This is a genomic window from Hymenobacter saemangeumensis, from assembly GCF_039541835.1.
GTDB lineage: Bacteria > Bacteroidota > Bacteroidia > Cytophagales > Hymenobacteraceae > Hymenobacter > Hymenobacter saemangeumensis.
In genome coordinates, this window is record NZ_BAABGZ010000077.1 from 57,210 (window position 1) to 74,066 (window position 16,857).

Here is a 16,857-nt window from a genome sequence, read left to right on the forward strand (position 1 = left end):
TCCGGTTTGAGCCGGCGGCCCCGCAGCTTCTGACTTCCAAGTTAGTTCCCAAGCCTGACGCATAGACCAGGAAACGCCAGCATAAAGGCGTAAAGCCTAAGCCTTAAATGCGGAATTACCCACAAAAAGCCAGAATTTTTAACAAAATTTTGGCTTTTTGTGGGTAAATGGATTAATATCTAGCAATAATGGTGGTTTTGTTGAATTGTTTTCAATAGATTCGCCCCTCACTTGCAGCTCTCTATTCTCCCAACCATTCTCAACCCATTTCCCATTCTCACCCTTTACGCATGAAAAAAACCTTTTACTCGGTAATGCTTGGCCTTGCAGGGCTGGCTTTCTCTTCTTCGCCGGTACAGGCTCAGGATGCTCACAAGCCCGGCCGTAACTGCGGCAGCATGGACGTGCTGGCTACCCAGCTGGCCCGGGACCCCTCCCTGGCCCAGCGCATGGCCAGCATCGACAACCAAGCCCTGCAGTATGCTGCTCAGCAGGCTAACCTGGGCCAGCGGACTTCGGCCGTTACGATAACCATTCCGGTGGTCGTACACGTGCTCTACAACACCACGGCCCAGAACGTTACCGATGCTCAGATTGCCTCCCAGATTGACGTTCTCAACGAAGACTTCCAGAAGCTGAACGCGGACGTTACGAAAACCCCCTCTGCTTTTGCCGGCTCGGTGGCCGATGTAGGTATTGCTTTTACTCTGGCCAAGCGCGACCCCAATGGCAATGCTACCACTGGCATTACCCGCAAGCAGGTAACCCAGACTTCCTGGGGCACCGACGACAAGATGAAGAGCAGCACCACGGGCGGCACCAACGCCTGGAACACCAGCCAGTACCTCAACATCTGGGTGTGTAACCTGAGCGGCGGCGTACTCGGCTACGCGCAGTTCCCCGGCGGCGCGGCCGCTACCGATGGCGTAGTAATTCTGACCACCGGCTTCGGCCGCTACGGCTCGGCTGCTGCCCCCTTCAACCTGGGCCGCACGGCCACGCACGAAGTAGGCCACTGGCTGAACCTGCGCCACATCTGGGGCGATGCTTCCTGCGGCAACGACTATGTGAGCGACACGCCCACCCAGCAGACCAGCAATACCGGCTGCCCCACCTTCCCCAAGCGCACCTGCGGCAACACCACCAACGGCGACATGTTCATGAACTACATGGACTACACCGACGACGCCTGCATGTACATGTTCTCAAACGGGCAGAGCAGCCGCATGAATGCCCTGTTTGCCACCGGTGGCGCCCGCGAGTCTTTGAAAACCTCCCTCGGCGGAACGCCTCCCTCCACCAGCACCTGCGCCACCCCCACCGGGTTGGCAGCCAGCAGCATCGGCAGCACTTCGGCTACGGTATCATGGGCCGCTGCTTCGGGCGCTGCGTCCTACAACCTGCAGTACCGCGTATCGGGTGCTTCTACCTGGACCACGGTCAACCAGACCGGCACCAGCCGGACCCTGTCGGGCCTGACGGCCAGCACCACCTACCAGTACCAGGTGCAGACGGTGTGCAGCGGCAGCAGCAGCGCCTACAGCGCGGCGGCTTCGTTTACTACTACCAGCGGCACGGTGGCTTATTGCGCCAGCAAGGGTAGCAGCGTAACCTATGAGTGGATTGACCTGGTGCAGCTGGGCTCCATCAACCGCAGCTCGGGTGCTGATGCCGGCTATTACAACGGCACGGCGCTGAGCACTGGTCTGACTGCCGGAACCACCAACACCATTTACTTCTCGGCCGGCTTCTCGGGCACAGCTTACACCGAGTACTTCAAAGTATACATCGATTACAACAAGGACGGCGACTTTATTGACGCTGGCGAGCTGGTGGTATCGGCAGCCGGCAGCACCTCGGCCAGCACCCGCTCGGCCAGCTTCACGGTGCCAACCACGGCCCGCAACGGCTCGACGCGCATGCGGGTGGTGATGAGCGACAACTCGGCCACCACCAGCTGCAACAGCTACAGCTACGGCGAAACGGAAGATTATACCGTCAGCATCAGCGGCGGCGCGGCTCGCACTTCGGTGGCTATTGCAGCCGGTGAGTCCAATACCTACTCGCTGTATCCCAACCCCGCCAGCGATGTGCTCAACATCGTGCGCCCGCTGAATGCTGCCAGCCAGGAAACGGCGCTGACCGTGCGCGTGTACGACCTGCGCGGCTCGGAAGTACGGGGCCTGTCGTTCGACGGCAGCAAGCTCAACGTCGCTTCGCTCAACAAAGGCATCTACATGCTCACGGTGAGCGATGGAACTACTACCTCGCACCAGCGTTTTGTGAAAGAGTAGTTTTAACTCATACTGTTACGGAAAAGGTCTGCCGGTTTCGGCAGGCCTTTTTTATTTTACCCCACGGGGCCGGGCTCCTCTGGCCAGCACTGCCGCCCCGGCTTTTCCTGAAAAACCTTTCCTTCGCTCAATAGTAAAACCAGCCAACGCTTTACCATCCGCATGAAAACCCTGTACCTACTCCGCCACGCCAAATCCAGCTGGAACTTCGATGAGCTCAGCGACCAGGAGCGCCCCCTGAACGACCGCGGCCGCGACGACGCCCCGCGCATGGGCCAGGCCCTGGCCAAGCGGGATATCAAGCCCGACTTGATGGTGAGCTCGCCGGCTGTGCGGGCCCTGAGCACTGCGGTGCTGGTAGCCCGCGAGCTCGATTACCCGCACAACAAGATTGTGGTGGAGCCTAGCATCTACCAGGCCGAAGTCGACGACATCATCGACATCATTCACAAGCTGCCCGACTCGGCCAGCTCGGCTATTCTGGTGGGCCACAACCCCACTTTTACCGATACGGTGAATGAGCTTTCGCCTTCTTCCATCAATGAGATGCCCACCGCCGCGGTGGTGTGCCTGCGCTTCGACTGCAAGCGCTGGGAAGACGTAAGCCGGGCCAATGCCGAGTTCTACTTTTACGACTACCCCCGGAATGTTAATTAAAAATTAAAAATTAAGAATTAAAAATTGTTTCTGTAGTAGAAGCCGACTTTGCTGGCTTGGCTGCGTAAATGCCCACGGGGCTGCTCCCGCGTGGGTTTAGCTGGCTCATGGCCGGTGCTATCCATTTTTAATTTTTAATTCATAAATTTTAATTGACTTGAAAACGCTTTCCCGTGACTTAAGCTGGCTGCGCTTTAATGCGCGGGTGCTGCAGGAGGCCCAGTGTGCGGAAGTGCCCCTGCTGGAGCGCCTTAAGTTTCTGGCCATCTTCTCCAGCAACCTCGATGAGTTTTTCAAGGTGCGGGTGGCCACCATCCGCCGGCTTACCAAGCTGAAAAAGAAAACCCGGGCCCAGCTCGATGAGCGACCCAAGCGCCTGTTGCGGGCCGTGCTGGCCGAAGTAGACCGGCAGCAGGAAGCCTTTGGCGCCACGTTTCGGGAAATGCTGCTGCCGGCCCTGAATCAGGAGCGCATTCACCTCCTCAACGAATCGGAGCTCAGCGACCCGCAGCGGCAGTGGGTGCTGGAGTATTTCCGCAGCCAGGTGCGCGACCTGCTCTCGCCCATTGTGCTCGATGAAACCCTGCACCACCTGTTCTTGAAGGACCAGGCGGTGTATATGGCCTTTTTCCTGGCGGGCGCCCGAGGCAAAAAGGGCAAGCCCAATGCCGAGCGCGTGCTGCTGATGGAGCTGCCCACCAAGCGCCACGGGGGCCGCTTCGTGCGCCTGCCCGATGAAGGAGCAGCGCGCAACGTCATTTTCCTCGACGATGTAATTCGCGTGGGTGCAGCCGAGCTGTTTCCGGAGTACGAGCAGGTGCAGGCCCACACGCTCAAGCTCTCCCGCGACGCCGAGCTCGACATCGAGGAAGAAGTGTCGGGCAACCTGATGGCCAAAATCCGCAGCAGCCTGGGCAAGCGCGAAACCGGCTACCCCGCCCGCCTGCTCTACGACCCCGAGCTGCCCCAGGAAGTGCTGCAGGCTATCAAAGACAAAACGGGCATCGGCGACGAAGAGCTGGTGCAGGGCGGGCGCTACCACAACTTCCGCGACTTTTTTGGCTTTCCCGACTTTGACGAAGCAACGTTTAGCTACCCCGAATGGCCGGCCTTGCCGCACCCCACGCTGCCCCGCACGGGCAGCCTGCTCGATGCCATTGCCCGGCGCGACCACCTGCTGCACCCGCCTTACCAGTCGTTCGACTACGTAACCCGCCTGCTGCGCGAAGCGGCCGACGACCCGGCCGTGACCGAAGTGCACATCACCCTGTACCGCGTAGCCAAGAAGAGTGCCGTTACCAAAGCCCTGCTGAAAGCCGCCAAGAAGGGCAAGCAGGTGACCGCCGTAGTGGAGCTAAAGGCCCGGTTCGACGAGGAGTCGAACCTGTACTGGGCCGAGAAGCTGCAGCGGGCCGGGGTGCGCGTAATGTTTTCGCCCCCCGAGCTGAAGGTGCACAGCAAGCTGCTGCTCATTACGCGCCGTGAAGAAAGCCAGGCCCCCCGCCACTACGCCTACCTCAGCACCGGCAACTTCAACGAAGCCACCGCCACGCTTTACACCGACCACGGCCTGTTCACGGCCCACGAAGGACTGACGCAGGAAGTGGCGGCCGTATTCGACTACCTGCTCGACCTGCGCCGGCAGCCCACGCTGGAGCACCTGCTGGTGGCGCCGTTTGGCTTGCGCAACGGGCTGTATAAGCTGATTGAGCGCGAAATGCGGCAGGCCCGCAAGGGCAAGGAGGCCTACATCCTGGCCAAGATGAACTCCCTGCAGGACCTGGACATGATTGCCAAGCTCTACGAAGCCAGCCAGGCCGGCGTGCGCATCGAGCTCATTGTGCGGGGCATAGCCTGCCTGCTGCCCGGCCAGCCCGGCCTGAGCGAGAACATCAGCCAGCGCGGCATTGTAGACCGCTACCTGGAGCATGCCCGGGTATATGTATTTGCCAACGGCGGCGAGGAAAAAGTTTACGTCTCGTCGGCCGACTGGATGACGCGCAACCTGGACCGGCGCATAGAAGTGGCCTTTCCGTTGCTCGACGAGCACATCCGCGCCGAAGTGCGCCACCTGCTCGACCTGCAGCGGCAGGACAACGTGAAGGCCCGCGACTTCGACAACAACTACCTGCTGCCCCAGGCCGGGCAGCCCCGCATCAGAGCCCAGGAGGCCACTTACAAGTGGCTGAAAGGTCTGAAAAGGCAGGCGGCCCCACGTAAGGCGGCCACCCGGCCCAAGAAGGCGGAGTAGCAAGCCGCCGCAGCTGGCGCCTTGTACTGCGCAGAAATACCTAGCGGCGAACGCCGGATTTCTCCAGCAGCTTGCGGGGCGGGGTAATAAACAGCTCCAGGCTGGCGTAGGGAATGCTGCCCAGATGGGAGTCGATGATTTTTTCGCGGTCGGCGTTGATGCGGTCAAAGGCATCGAAGGCGTAGTTGTAGCGGTAGCCCGCTTCGGCGCCCAGCCACAGAAAGCTCAGCAGCTCGCGCTCCCAGCGCAGGCGGAAGCGCACCTCGGTTTCGCGCAGCTCCAGCGAGTTCAGCGCTACCTTGTCGGGCTGCCCGGAGCGCACCAGCGGCGTGCGCAGGCGAATGATATAGCTCAGGCCCTCCACGGAGTAGCCGGTATAAAAGATGGAGTTGGGCGAGGCGTTGTAGCGCAGGGTGACGCGAGCCGGAAACAGGGCTTCCACCCCCCAACGGTCGTTGAAAGTGCGGTTGTAGAGCAGGGCCGGATACAAGCTGAGGCGGCCAAAGGTATAGCCGTACTGAAAGCCCAGGCCCCAGGAAAAGCGTGGGCTGCGCTTCCAGCCATAAATGCCTTCGGCCGAGTAGCGCAGGTAGTCGGAGCGGCTCAGCTCGTCGGAGGTGTAGTCGCCGCTGAGCTCGCCTTTCACCCGCAGCAGGTACCAGTGCACCTCGTCGACGGGGCGCAGCACCACCAGCTGCGTGGCCAGGCTTTTGAGCCCCTTGTTTTCGATGTTGTCGTAGAGCTCGTAGTTGGCCGGTCGGCTGGCAAACTGAAACTCTTCCCGCTCGTAGCTCACCCCAACCACCATCTTAAGGTGGGGGCGGTTCCAGGCCGGAATGTAGCCCTTAATGGAAAGGCGGGCATTTTTGGTGGCGTCGGTGGAGAAGTCATTCAGCCCATCGACCTTGGCCGTCGACGATACATTGAACCGAGGCATGCGCTCGTAGCGCACAATCAGGCCCTTGCTGGGGCCCATGCCCAGCACCGAGGGATTGGCAAACCGCTGGGCGTTGGGGTCTGAGACTGTATCGGCTGGGGCCGGGGCGGGGGGCGGAAACACGCGGGGCTGCTGGGCCCACGCAGCCGGGCTTAAACCCAGGATTAAGAGAAAGAAAAGCAGGTGGCGGAAAGGCATAAAGAAAGGGTCTGCTCGCTATTGAGCAGACCCCGTTCCATACGCGAAACGCAGCTGAATGGCTACGCGCACTTTCTTATTGCATGTTCAGGGCAAGCAGCCTCTAAGCCCCGCTGTTTTCCTGGGATGCGTAAGGAAAGCGCTGCTCGTTGAGCGCCGTTACCCGCTTTACTATCAATTCGCGCAGCTCGTCGATGTTGCTGCGCTGCTGGGCCGATACAAACACCACCGGGTCGTGCAGCTTGGCCATGTAGGTGGCCTGCAGCTGGGCCAGGGGCGGGCGCGGGGCGCTGTCGTCGTCCTCGGCCTCCCGCACTTCGCCAAACGGGTCTTCCTGTTGGTCGTCGGGGGTGTACTGGTCGATTTTGTTGAATACCAGCAGCGTGGGCTTGTCGGCTGCGCCGATGTCGGAGAGCGTATCGTTCACCACCTGAATCTGCTCCTCGAAGCCGGGGTGGGAGATGTCCACTACGTGCAGCAGCAGGTCGGCCTCGCGAATCTCGTCGAGCGTGCTTTTGAAGCTCTCAATGAGGCGGGTGGGCAGCTTGCGGATAAACCCGACGGTGTCGGACAGCAGGAAGGGCGTCTGGCCCAGCACAATCTTGCGGGTGGTGGCGTCGACCGTAGCAAAGAGCTTGTTTTCGGCAAACACGTCGGCCTTGCCCAGCAGGTTCATCAGCGTGCTTTTGCCCACGTTGGTGTAGCCCACCAGGGCCACGCGCACCAGCCCGCCCCGGGCTTTGCGCTGGGTCTGGCTTTGCTTGTCGAGGTCTTCGAGCTTGTCTTTGAGGAAGGCAATCCGGTCGCGCACCACGCGGCGGTCGGTTTCGATTTCGGTTTCCCCCGGGCCCTTCATGCCCACGCCCCCGCGCTGCTTGTCCAGGTGAGTCCAGAGACCGGTGAGGCGGGGCAGCAGGTACTGGTACTGGGCCAGCTCTACCTGGGTGCGGGCCGTGGCCGACTTGGCGCGCAGGGCAAAGATGTCGAGAATGAGCAGGGAGCGGTCTACAATCTTCACCAGCAGCTCGGCTTCGAGGTTGCGCAGCTGGGAGGGCGAGAGGTCGTCGTCGAACACCACCATGCTGATGCCCTCGTGCTGCACGTAGGCCTTGATTTCGGCCAGCTTGCCCTCGCCCACGTAGGTGCGGATATCGGGCTTTTCGAGTCGCTGGATGAAGCGCCTGGTAGCGGTGGCGCCGGCGGTTTCAATCAGAAAAGCCAGCTCGTCGAGGTACTCGTTGGTTTGGGCGTCGCTTTGCCGGCGGGGCGGTACGCTCACCAGCACGGCAGTTTCCTGCTCCTGGCCGGTTTGGTAGGTGCCGGTGTTGGGGTCGCGGGCCAGCGGCTTGCCGGCGCGGGGGTTGTCGTTGCCGTAGTGCCGGGTGCTGCCGCCGGGCTGGCGGCCGCCCGAGGATGGTTTTTTTGCCATGGGAAGAACAGAAGGGTGTAAGGGCCACCGCAGCCAGGGCAGCCCGGAAAGGTGCAAGGTATGAAAACTGTTAGTCGACGAAGCGCCTCGTCGGGCTGGTGTTGTCAATACGAATGCGGCGCAAAAGCGGCCAGACGCAAAAGCAGGGCGGCATTCTCCGGACAACAAAAAAAGCTGCTGAATCCATTCAGCAGCTTTTTAAAGGGCTACAGCAGCGAAAGCTAGGGCGTAGCGCCGCCGCTGCTGCTGCCGATGCTACCACCAAACTGCGGGCGGGCAGGGTCGGTAAAGCCACCACCTGAGGTGCCAACGCTGCCGCCAAACATGGGGCGGCTGGGGTCCTGGCTCGTCGCGGGCGGGTCGGTGCTGTTCGGGCAGCAGGTTGCTGCTGTGGCGGGGCTGGCGGCAAAAGCAGCAGTCAGCCAAGCCAGGGCGCCCAGGCATAACAACTGGCGGAAATGATTCATACAGAAAGGAAAAAGTGAGAAGCATGCCCAATGTTATTCAAAATTCTGAATCTGGCAATTCTTATTCTCTGCTTGTTCCTTAGCGTAGGGTAAGCGAATACGCTACTATCTGTTGAATCTGCACTTCCGAGAGGGTTTTCTTGAAGGAAGGCATCTTGCCAAATCCGTTGGTTACCAGGTAAGCGCGGCCGTAGGCATTGAGGTTGCTCTTGGTCAGGTCGTGGGCGCTGCTGAGGCCTTTGCGGCCGTTGGCACCATGGCAGGGGGCGCAGTTTTTCTGGTACAGCACCTGGCCGGCGGGTGGCCCGGCCCAGGCCGCGGCGCCCGGAGTCAGGGAGAAGAAGAGCAGCAGGGTAGGAAGGCAAAAACGCATAGTAGTCAATAAGGTTAACAGCTGTTATGCGGTAGCTGCTGCAGTACCGGTTTTAGTTTCTGGTTTCTAGTTGCTGGTTTCTGGTTGTCGTTCTAACATGAAGCCAGAAACCAGCAACCGCCCGCTACAGCGCGCATTGCATCAGCTCGTGCGTAACAGCAGGTATTAAATCGGCCGCAAAGTTCCGCGTTTGTGCAGGAATAGCGAAGCCGGGGCATAAGCGGCCAACTGCTATGCCCAACCGGCCGTAATGCCGACCTTTGTCGTTCTTCTCAACCTTCTTCCTTTTCCCTTGCGCGTCGCCATTGTAATTAATACCAGCTGGAACATCTGGAACTTTCGGGCCAGTTTGGTGCGGGCCCTGCAGGCCGCCGGCCACGAAGTGCTGGCCATTGCGCCACCCGATGACTATTCCAGCCGGCTGGAAACCGAGCTCGGCTGCCGCTACGTGCCCATTCTGATGGAAAACAAGGGCACCAACCCGGTGAAGGATGCCCTGCTTACCCGGCGCTTCTACCAGATTTACAAGCGCGAAAAGCCCGATGTGGTGCTGCACTACACCATCAAGCCCAATATCTACGGCAGCCTGGCGGCCCGGCTGGCCGGCATTCCCAGCATCAACAACGTGAGTGGCCTGGGCACGGTGTTTATCGTGAAAAACTTCGTGAGCAAGGTGGCGCTGGGTTTGTACCGCTTTGCCTTCCGTTTCCCCCACAAGGTGTTTTTTCAGAACAACGACGACCGGCAGCTCTTCCTCGAGCACGGCCTGCTGCAGCCCCGCATTGCCGACCTGCTGCCGGGCTCCGGCGTCGACACCCACAAGTTCAGCCCGGCTGCCGGTTTCACCCGCCAGCAGCCCTTTGTATTTCTGATGGTGGCGCGGGTGCTCTACGAAAAAGGCATCACCGAGTACTTTGAGGCGGCCCGCCTGGTGCGGGAGGCGGTGCCCGGCACCCGCGTGCAGCTGCTTGGCGGCCTCGACGAAGCCGGGGGCGTGGGCGTACCCCGCGCCACCTTCGAGGAGTGGCTCAAGGGCGGCGACATCGAATACCTGGGCCGCTCCGACGATGTGGCCAGCCACCTGCACCGGGCCGACTGCGTGGTGCTGCCCTCGTACCGCGAAGGCACGCCCAAAACCCTGCTCGAAGCCGCCGCCGTGGGCAAGCCCATTGTCACCACCGATGTGCCCGGCTGCCGCGACACCGTAGTGGATGGCCAGAACGGCTACCTCTGCCAGGTGCGCAGCGGCACCGACCTGGCCGCCAAGATGCTGCAGGTGCTGCGCCTGCCCGAGCCCGAGCTGCAGCGCATGGCCCAGGCCAGCCGCCAGCTGGCCGTAAGCCGCTTTGATGAGCAGATTGTGCTCAACAAGTACCTGCAGGCCATTGCCGAGATTAAGTAGCGAGTAAAAAGTACACAGCAGTGAGTGTTGCTTTACGTTCACTTGCGTATTGAACGACAGTCCGTGTTGCTCACTGCTCTCGGCTTACTACTCACTACTAAAAATTATTTTACGTAGCTGGCCAATTGGGCTAAGCCTACATTCTTTACCCCCTATGGAAGTTAAACACCACGCCCTGCCCGGGCTGATTGAGTTTGTGCCCCGCGTATTTGCCGACGAGCGCGGCGTGTTCTTCGAGTCGTTCAGCGCCCGCCTGATGGAGCAGGCCGGCGCGGTAGCCAACTGGGTGCAGGACAACCAGTCGCGCTCTAAAAAAGGCGTGCTGCGCGGCCTGCACTTTCAGCGCCCGCCTCATGCCCAGGCCAAGATGGTACGCGTAGCCCAGGGCCGGGCCCTGGATGTAGTAGTAGACCTGCGCCGCGACTCGCCCACCTACGGGCAGCACGCCAAAGTGGAGCTCAGCACTGAGAAAAGCAATGTGCTGTTTGTGCCCGCCGGCTTTGCCCACGGCTTCGTGGCCCTCGAAGACGACACCTTGTTTCTCTACAAGTGCAGCGACTACTACGCCCCAGCCGCCGAAGGCGGCCTGCACTGGAACGACCCGGACCTGGGCATAGACTGGGGCATTGAAAGCCCCCTGGTATCCGGCAAAGACGAGGAGCTGCCGGGCATCCGGGGCTTTGAAAGCCCTTTTTGAGACAATTTTCAATGAGCAATGAAAACGTGTCATTGCGAGGCGCAGCCGTAGCAATCCTTCCTCTCTGAGCGACCAACCAGGTAATATGAAAAGCTCCAACACCAGTACTGGCATTGGAGCTTTTTTACGTCTGGGTTTACCTGGTTTCTGAGTGCTAGAGGACGGATTGCCGCGCTCCACTGCGTTCCACTCGCAATGACACGTATCTTCTGCTCATTGCTCATTGCTCATTGAAAATAGCCTACAGCAGTGGCAGCAGCGTTTCCAGGGCCATGCCGCGGGAGCCTTTCACCAGTACCTGCTGGTTTTGTACCGGGTGCGTGCGCAGCCAGTCGGCGGCTTCCTCTTTGGTGGGGAAGTGGTGGAAAGGACCTTCGCTGGCCGCATCGCGCATAAAGGGGCCGATAAGCAGCGCCGTGGGCAGGGGCAAAGAGGCCAGCAGCTGGCCCAGCGCGCGGTGCTCGGCTACGGTTTCCTCGCCCAGCTCAAACATGTCGGCCAGCACCACCAGCTTGGCTTGGCCGGCGGCTACGGGGCGGGCGGCAAAGCTGCGCAGGGCGGCGGCCATGGAGCTGGGGTTGGCGTTGTAGGCGTCCAGTACCAGCTCGTTGCCTTTGTCGGTGCGCAGCAGCTGGGAGCGGTTGTTCTGCGGGTTGTAGGAAGCCAGGGCCGCGGCAATATCCGCGGTGGGCACGCCAAAGTGCTGGCCCACGGCGGCGGCGGCGGCCAGGTTGGGGAAGTTGTAGTCGCCGGTAAGCTGGGCGGCTACCTCGGTGCCATCGGCCAGGCGCAGGGCCAGGGCGGGGTCGGCGGCCAGCAGCGTGGCCGGGTAGGTGTCGGTGGGGCCGGGGAAGGTGATGCGCTGGGCCACGGGCTCGGCCAGCCCGGGCAGGCGTGGGTCCAGGGTGTTGACGAAGGCCGTGCCGCCGGTGCGGGCCAGAAAGCGGAACAGCTCGCCCTTGCCCTTGGTAATGCCTTCCTGCCCGCCAAAGCCCTCCAGGTGGGCCTTGCCGATGTTGGTGATGAAGCCGTGCGTAGGCTCGGCCCACTCGCAGTAGGCGGCAATTTCGCCCTGGTGGTTGGCGCCCATCTCAATCACGGCCAGCTCGTGCTCGGCAGGACGAAGGCGCAGCAGGGTGAGCGGCACGCCGATGTGGTTGTTGAGGTTGCCGATGGTAGCCAGCACCCGGAAGCGCTTGGCCAGCACGGCCGTGAGCAGCTCCTTGGTGGTGGTTTTGCCGTTGGAGCCGGTAATGGCCAGCACGGGAATGTGCAGCTGGCGGCGGTGGTGCCGGGCCAGCTCCTGCAGGGCCAGCAGGGTGTCGGCGGCGTAGGTGTAGCGGGCCGGGTCGCTGGCGGCCAGCTCGGCATCGTCGACCACGGCGTGGCGGGCGCCTTTGGCCAGGGCCTGGGGCGCAAAGGCAGCACCCCGGAAGCTGGGGCCGTTCAGGGCAAAGAACAGGGTGCCCGGCTGGGGCTGGCGCGAGTCGGTGCTGACCTGGCCTTCAGCAGCCAGGAAATGAGCGTAGAGCAACATGAGGGGCAGGCTGGGAAAGTAAGTGGAGGCGTAAATTGCTGCGAAGTAAGGCTTGATTTTTGCGTGCTGCGGCCGGCTTATGCTGTGTTCTCCGTGAAACCAGTTCCGAGAGCCTGAGGTTAATGCATCGGGCTGGCTATTGCACCAGCCTTCACCTTATCTATTGCACTTGTATATGCTTCGTCGCTACGCTGTTCTGTTGGGCCTGCTGGGCGCTGGGCTGGCCGCCCAGGCCCAGCCCGGAACCGAGTTTGGATTTGAGTTTCGACCGGCCGCAAAAGTAGTGCAGGGTGCCGACACCCTGCGCCACGCCTGGGCCGGCGGCATGAACACGCCCCAGTTCAGCAACATCGACCTGAACAACGACGGGCAGAGCGACCTGTTCGTGTTCGAGCGCGAAAGCTCCCGCATCTACACCTTCCTCAACCAGCCTGGGGCGGGGGGCAGTGGGCGCCGCTGGGTGTATGCCCCGCAGTACGCCAGCCTCTTCCCCAGGGACCTGAACAGCTGGGCGCTGCTGCGCGACTACGACTGCGACGGCCGCCCCGACCTGTTCACCGACAACCAGAGCGACGTGCGCGTATTCCGCAACGTGCCCGGCCCCAACGGGCTGCCGTCGTTCACGCTGGCGTCGAACCAGATTCGGTTTACCTACGGCACGGGCAGCGCCAACCTGGTGGTGGGGGGCTACAACATGCCGGCCCTGGCCGATGTGAACGGCGACGGCAAGCTCGACATCGTCACCTACGACTTCTTTGGCTCCACCGTGATGGAGCTTTACTTCAACACTTCTCCCGGCACCTGCGGCGGGGCCCTCACCTTTACCCAGGCTTCCAGCTACTGGGGAATGATTGAGGCCTGCGGCGGCTGCGCCTCCTACCGCGAGAATGGCCAGCCCTGCGTGACTGTGCCGCGCAGGCCCCTGCACACGCCGGGCCACAACATCCTGCTGCTGGACCTGGACGGCGACGGCGACCAGGACGTAATTGATGGGCTCGATGGCTGCCCCGAGCTGGTGCGCCTGCTCAACCAGGGCAACAGCCAGACGGCCAGCTTCCGCACGGCGGCTGCTACGGCCTCTTTTCCCGCCGCCAGCCCCGTGCGCATCAATACGTTCCCGGCGGCTTATTCCGTCGACGTGAACTTCGACGGCCGCGCCGACCTACTGGCCGCCCCCAACATGCTCGACAACCTGGCCGACCGGGCCAGCCTGCGCAGCAACGTGCTGCAGTATACCAACACGGCCAGCAGCGGCCCGCCCGTGTTCAGTGCCGCCGGCGTCTTTCTGCAGCCCGACATGCTTGACGTGAGCGAGGGCGCGGCCCCCGCATTTGGCGACCTCAGCGGCGACGGCCTGCCCGACATGCTGATTGGCAACCTCGGCGACAACGCCGGGGGCGTGTACCGCGCCAGCCTGGCGTACTACCGCAACGTGGGCACCCGCACCCAGCCCATCTTCAGCCTGGTTACCAACGACTACCTGTCGATTCACGGCCTGGGCTACGAGGGTCTGAAGCCGGCAATAGTCGACCTGAACCGCGACGGACGCCCGGACCTGGCTTTTTCGGGCTGGTACGCCGGCGGCAACGAGATTTTCTACCTGCTCAACACCGCGGCGGCCGGGCAGCCCGCTGCCTTCAACCTGGCTTCCATCAACACCTTTAAAGGGCGCGGGCCAGCGGGCTCGGGCATTCTGCCCTATGCCCGCAACGACAAGCCCTGCTTTACCGATGTCGACAACGACGGCTACGTCGACCTGCTCATCGGCACCAACGAGGTGCGGGAGCCAGGCATGTCGCTGCGCTACTTCCGCAACCGGGGGCGGGGGCCGCTCGACAGCGTTTTTGTGCTGGCCGACAACGACTTCGGCCGTATTCGGGCCAATGGCGCCCGGCCCTTCAACCTCAGCCCCACGGTGGCCGACTTTGATGGCGACGGCCACCCCGACCTGCTGACCACCGACAACACCGGTATCCTGCGCATGTTCGCTAACTTCCGCAGCCAGTCCAACGTGTTTCTGGAGCGCACCGACCTGCTCTACAGCAGCGTCACGGCCCAGTACGAGGCGACGGCCCTGGGCCGGGGCTTTTCCATTCATACCAACCTGGCCGCGGCCGACGTAAACGGCGACGGTGCCCCCGAGCTGTTTCTGGGCCTGCAAACCGGCGGGGTGCTCAGCTATGCCACCCGCAACCGCTCGGCCACCGGCACCCGCACCGAGGCTGCCCGTGCCCTGGCCCTGAGCGTATACCCCAACCCTGCGGCCGAAGCGGCCACTGTCGAAACCGCCGCGCCCACGCGCATCAGCCTGCTCGACCTTACGGGCCGGGTGCTGCGCGCTGCCGGGCCGGCCCAGCGCCGCCATACGCTGGCCCTGAGCGGGCTGGCGCCGGGCATCTACCTGGTGCGCGCCGAAGGCAGCGACGGTGCCGTGGCCGTCCAGCGCCTGATGGTGCGTTAAAGGCCGCAGGAAAACAGCAAGGCCGGTATTGTCTTTTCAGGAAGACAATGCCGGCCTTGTTGTGTAGCAGGCGCAGGCCTTAGGTCGTTTGTGGGTGCAGGGTGTCGACCCCCGTCAGCTCGTACTCGTCGGCATCGTTCAGGGCGGCAAACTTGCTGCGGAAGTCCTCCAGCTCGGCCCGGCGCAGGGTGCGGGTGATGCACGACTGCAGGTTGCCGGCTTGCAGCAGGTAGTCGCCGCGCATGTCAATCAGGGCCGAGTCGCCGGAATATTCCTGGCCGTGCCCGTCGCGGCCGATGCGGTTCACGCCCAGCGTGTAGCACACGTTTTCGATGGCCCGGGCGCGCAGCAGGCAAGTCCAGGCATTGCGGCGCACGGTGGGCCAGTTGGCCACGTACAGCAGCAGGTCGTAGGGTTGGGTGGCCTGGTTGCGGCTCCACACCGGGAAGCGCAGGTCGTAGCACACCAGCGGGAAGATGCGCCAGCCGCGCCACTCTTCCACCAGCCGCAGGCTGCCGGGCGTGTACACCCGCTGCTCGCCGGCCAGGGTGAACAGGTGGCGCTTGTCGTAGTAGCTCAGGCTGCCATCGGGCCGCACCCACAGCAGGCGGTTGTAGAAGGCCCCGCCTTCCTCAATGATAATGCTGCCGGTGAGCACAGCCTGCTGCCGGGCAGCATGGGCCTGCATCCACTGCACGGTGGGGCCATCCATGGTCTCGGCCAGGGCGGCGGCATCCATGGTGAAGCCGGTGGTAAACATCTCGGGCAGCACGATGATGTCGCTGGGAATAGATAGCTGCTCCAGGCGGCGGTCGATAGCCAGCCGGTTCGCGGCGGCGTCGTGCCAGTGGAGGTCGGTTTGTATCAATGAGACGGTTAAGTCATTCATTAGCAAGGATGAGTTATAAATAAATACGATGAGAGTATAACTATTTCCGGTAAAGGTCCAACATAATCCCGACTTTACCAAGCTCAGCTCCGCAGCCGGCTGGCCGCCGCCGCCAGGGTAGCCGGCTGCTTGGCAAAGCAGAAGCGAATAATTCCCTCGTCGTAGCCATCGTGGTAGAATGCCGAAACCGGTACCACGGCCACGCCTTTTTCCCGGGCCAGGTACTGGGCAAACTCCAGGTCGGCGGCCCGGGAAAATGCCTGGTAGCGGGCCAGCTGAAAGTAGCCGCCCGGTACGGCAAGCAGGTCCCAGCCCGCATCCGCCAGCAGCTCCCGGAACTGGTCGCGCTTGGCCTGGTAAAACGCGGCCAGGCCCAGGGCATGGGCATCGGTGGGGTCGGCTTCGAGGGCATCGGCCAGGGCGTGCTGCGTGGGCGTGCTCACGCTGAACGTCAGGAACTGATGCACGCGCCGCACCTCGGCCGACAGGGCCGGCGGGGCAAGGCAGTAGCCGGCTTTCCAGCCGGTGGCGTGGTAGGTTTTGCCAAAGGAGGAAATAACAAAGCTGCGCTCCCGCAGGCCCTCGTGCTGCCGGGCGCTGAGGTGCCGCAGGCCGTCGAACACCAGGTGCTCGTACACCTCGTCGCTGAGCAGAAAGGCATCGGTGCGGGCCAGCAGGCGGTAGAGCTCGGCCCAGTCCTCGGCTGAGAAAACCGCGCCGCTGGGGTTGTGGGGCGTGTTCACGATGACCAGGCGGGTGCGGGTGGAAAGCACCCGGCGCAGGGCATCCCAGTCGGGGCGGAAGTGCGGAGCCGGCAGGCGCACGTAGCGCGGCACTCCGCCCTGCAGGCGAATGGCCGGGCCGTACAGGTCGTAGGCCGGCTCCAGCACCACCACCTCGTCGCCGGGGCGCACCACGGCCGCCAGCACCGCGTACAGGCCTTCGGTGGCACCCGCCGTAATGGTTATTTCCGTGGCCGGGTCGGGCGCCGGAGCGTCGGCGTGGAGGCGGGCTACCTGGGCGGCAATGGCTTCGCGCAGCCGGGGCAGGCCGGGCATGGGCGCATACTGGTGCTGGCCGGGCATGCAGGCGCGGCGGGCCAGGGCCTGCAGCAGCTCCTGGGGCGGGTCGTAGTCGGGAAAGCCCTGGGCCAGGTTGATGGCCCCGGTTTCCTGGGCCAGCAGGGTCATCTGGGAAAAGATGCTGACGCCGACATCGGGCAGCTTGGACAGTAGCAGCGAGGCTGGGGCGGGCGAGACACTCAT

At 62.6% G+C, this 16,857-nt stretch carries 13 protein-coding genes; 6 read left to right on the forward strand and 7 right to left on the reverse strand.

Annotation, left to right across the window (positions count from 1 at the left end):
- Positions 1-290 precede the first annotated feature (290 nt).
- The 3 genes from ABD919_RS19765 (at position 291) to ppk1 (ending at position 5,202) form a co-directional block, all read left to right on the forward strand.
- Complete coding sequence (locus ABD919_RS19765; RefSeq protein WP_345237793.1) at positions 291-2,294, forward strand: GEVED domain-containing protein; 2,004 nt, start codon at positions 291-293, stop codon at positions 2,292-2,294.
- A gap of 162 nt (positions 2,295-2,456) precedes the next feature.
- Positions 2,457-2,951, forward strand: a complete 495-nt coding sequence (locus tag ABD919_RS19770; protein ID WP_345237794.1) for a SixA phosphatase family protein — start codon at positions 2,457-2,459, stop codon at positions 2,949-2,951.
- 157 nt (positions 2,952-3,108) lie between these two features.
- Positions 3,109-5,202: a polyphosphate kinase 1 gene (ppk1, locus tag ABD919_RS19775; protein ID WP_345237795.1), complete on the forward strand. Its 2,094-nt coding sequence runs from the start codon at positions 3,109-3,111 to the stop codon at positions 5,200-5,202.
- A 40-nt stretch (positions 5,203-5,242) separates the two neighbouring features.
- Here ppk1 and ABD919_RS19780 read toward each other — a convergent pair whose 3' ends face one another.
- The 4 genes from ABD919_RS19780 to ABD919_RS19795 all read right to left on the reverse strand — a co-directional run bounded on the left by ABD919_RS19780 (position 5,243) and on the right by ABD919_RS19795 (position 8,606).
- Positions 5,243-6,337 (reverse strand): DUF6268 family outer membrane beta-barrel protein, encoded by a 1,095-nt coding sequence (locus ABD919_RS19780; protein WP_345237796.1) that lies wholly within the window; start codon positions 6,335-6,337, stop codon positions 5,243-5,245.
- Positions 6,338-6,440: 103 nt separating this feature from the next.
- A complete protein-coding gene (hflX, locus tag ABD919_RS19785; RefSeq protein ID WP_345237797.1) occupies positions 6,441-7,766 on the reverse strand; it encodes a GTPase HflX in 1,326 nt (441 codons plus the stop codon).
- A gap of 221 nt (positions 7,767-7,987) precedes the next feature.
- Positions 7,988-8,233 (reverse strand): hypothetical protein, encoded by a 246-nt coding sequence (locus ABD919_RS19790; protein ID WP_345237798.1) that lies wholly within the window; start codon positions 8,231-8,233, stop codon positions 7,988-7,990.
- A gap of 79 nt (positions 8,234-8,312) precedes the next feature.
- Positions 8,313-8,606 carry a c-type cytochrome gene (locus tag ABD919_RS19795; RefSeq protein WP_345237799.1) on the reverse strand — a complete coding sequence of 98 codons (294 nt, stop codon included), beginning with the start codon at positions 8,604-8,606 and terminating at the stop codon, positions 8,313-8,315.
- A gap of 292 nt (positions 8,607-8,898) precedes the next feature.
- Between ABD919_RS19795 and ABD919_RS19800 the strand changes: the two genes are divergently transcribed.
- Both ABD919_RS19800 and rfbC read left to right on the forward strand, forming a co-directional pair.
- Positions 8,899-10,008, forward strand: coding sequence for a glycosyltransferase family 4 protein (locus ABD919_RS19800; RefSeq protein WP_345237800.1), 1,110 nt, complete (start codon positions 8,899-8,901; stop codon positions 10,006-10,008).
- 154 nt (positions 10,009-10,162) lie between these two features.
- Positions 10,163-10,705, forward strand: a complete 543-nt coding sequence (gene rfbC / locus ABD919_RS19805) for a dTDP-4-dehydrorhamnose 3,5-epimerase (protein ID WP_345237801.1) — start codon at positions 10,163-10,165, stop codon at positions 10,703-10,705.
- Positions 10,706-10,946: 241 nt separating this feature from the next.
- Here rfbC and ABD919_RS19810 read toward each other — a convergent pair whose 3' ends face one another.
- Complete coding sequence (locus ABD919_RS19810; RefSeq protein ID WP_345237802.1) at positions 10,947-12,242, reverse strand: UDP-N-acetylmuramoyl-tripeptide--D-alanyl-D-alanine ligase; 1,296 nt, start codon at positions 12,240-12,242, stop codon at positions 10,947-10,949.
- A gap of 175 nt (positions 12,243-12,417) precedes the next feature.
- Here ABD919_RS19810 and ABD919_RS19815 point away from each other — a divergent pair, with 175 nt between their 5' ends.
- Positions 12,418-14,703, forward strand: coding sequence for a T9SS type A sorting domain-containing protein (locus tag ABD919_RS19815; protein ID WP_345237803.1), 2,286 nt, complete (start codon positions 12,418-12,420; stop codon positions 14,701-14,703).
- Positions 14,704-14,782: 79 nt separating this feature from the next.
- On the opposite strand, the gene ABD919_RS19820 is transcribed toward ABD919_RS19815, so the two are convergent.
- Both ABD919_RS19820 and ABD919_RS19825 read right to left on the reverse strand, forming a co-directional pair.
- A complete protein-coding gene (locus tag ABD919_RS19820; RefSeq protein ID WP_345237804.1) occupies positions 14,783-15,592 on the reverse strand; it encodes an amidohydrolase in 810 nt (269 codons plus the stop codon).
- Positions 15,593-15,675: 83 nt separating this feature from the next.
- Positions 15,676-16,857, reverse strand: a complete 1,182-nt coding sequence (locus tag ABD919_RS19825) for a methionine aminotransferase (RefSeq protein WP_345237805.1) — start codon at positions 16,855-16,857, stop codon at positions 15,676-15,678.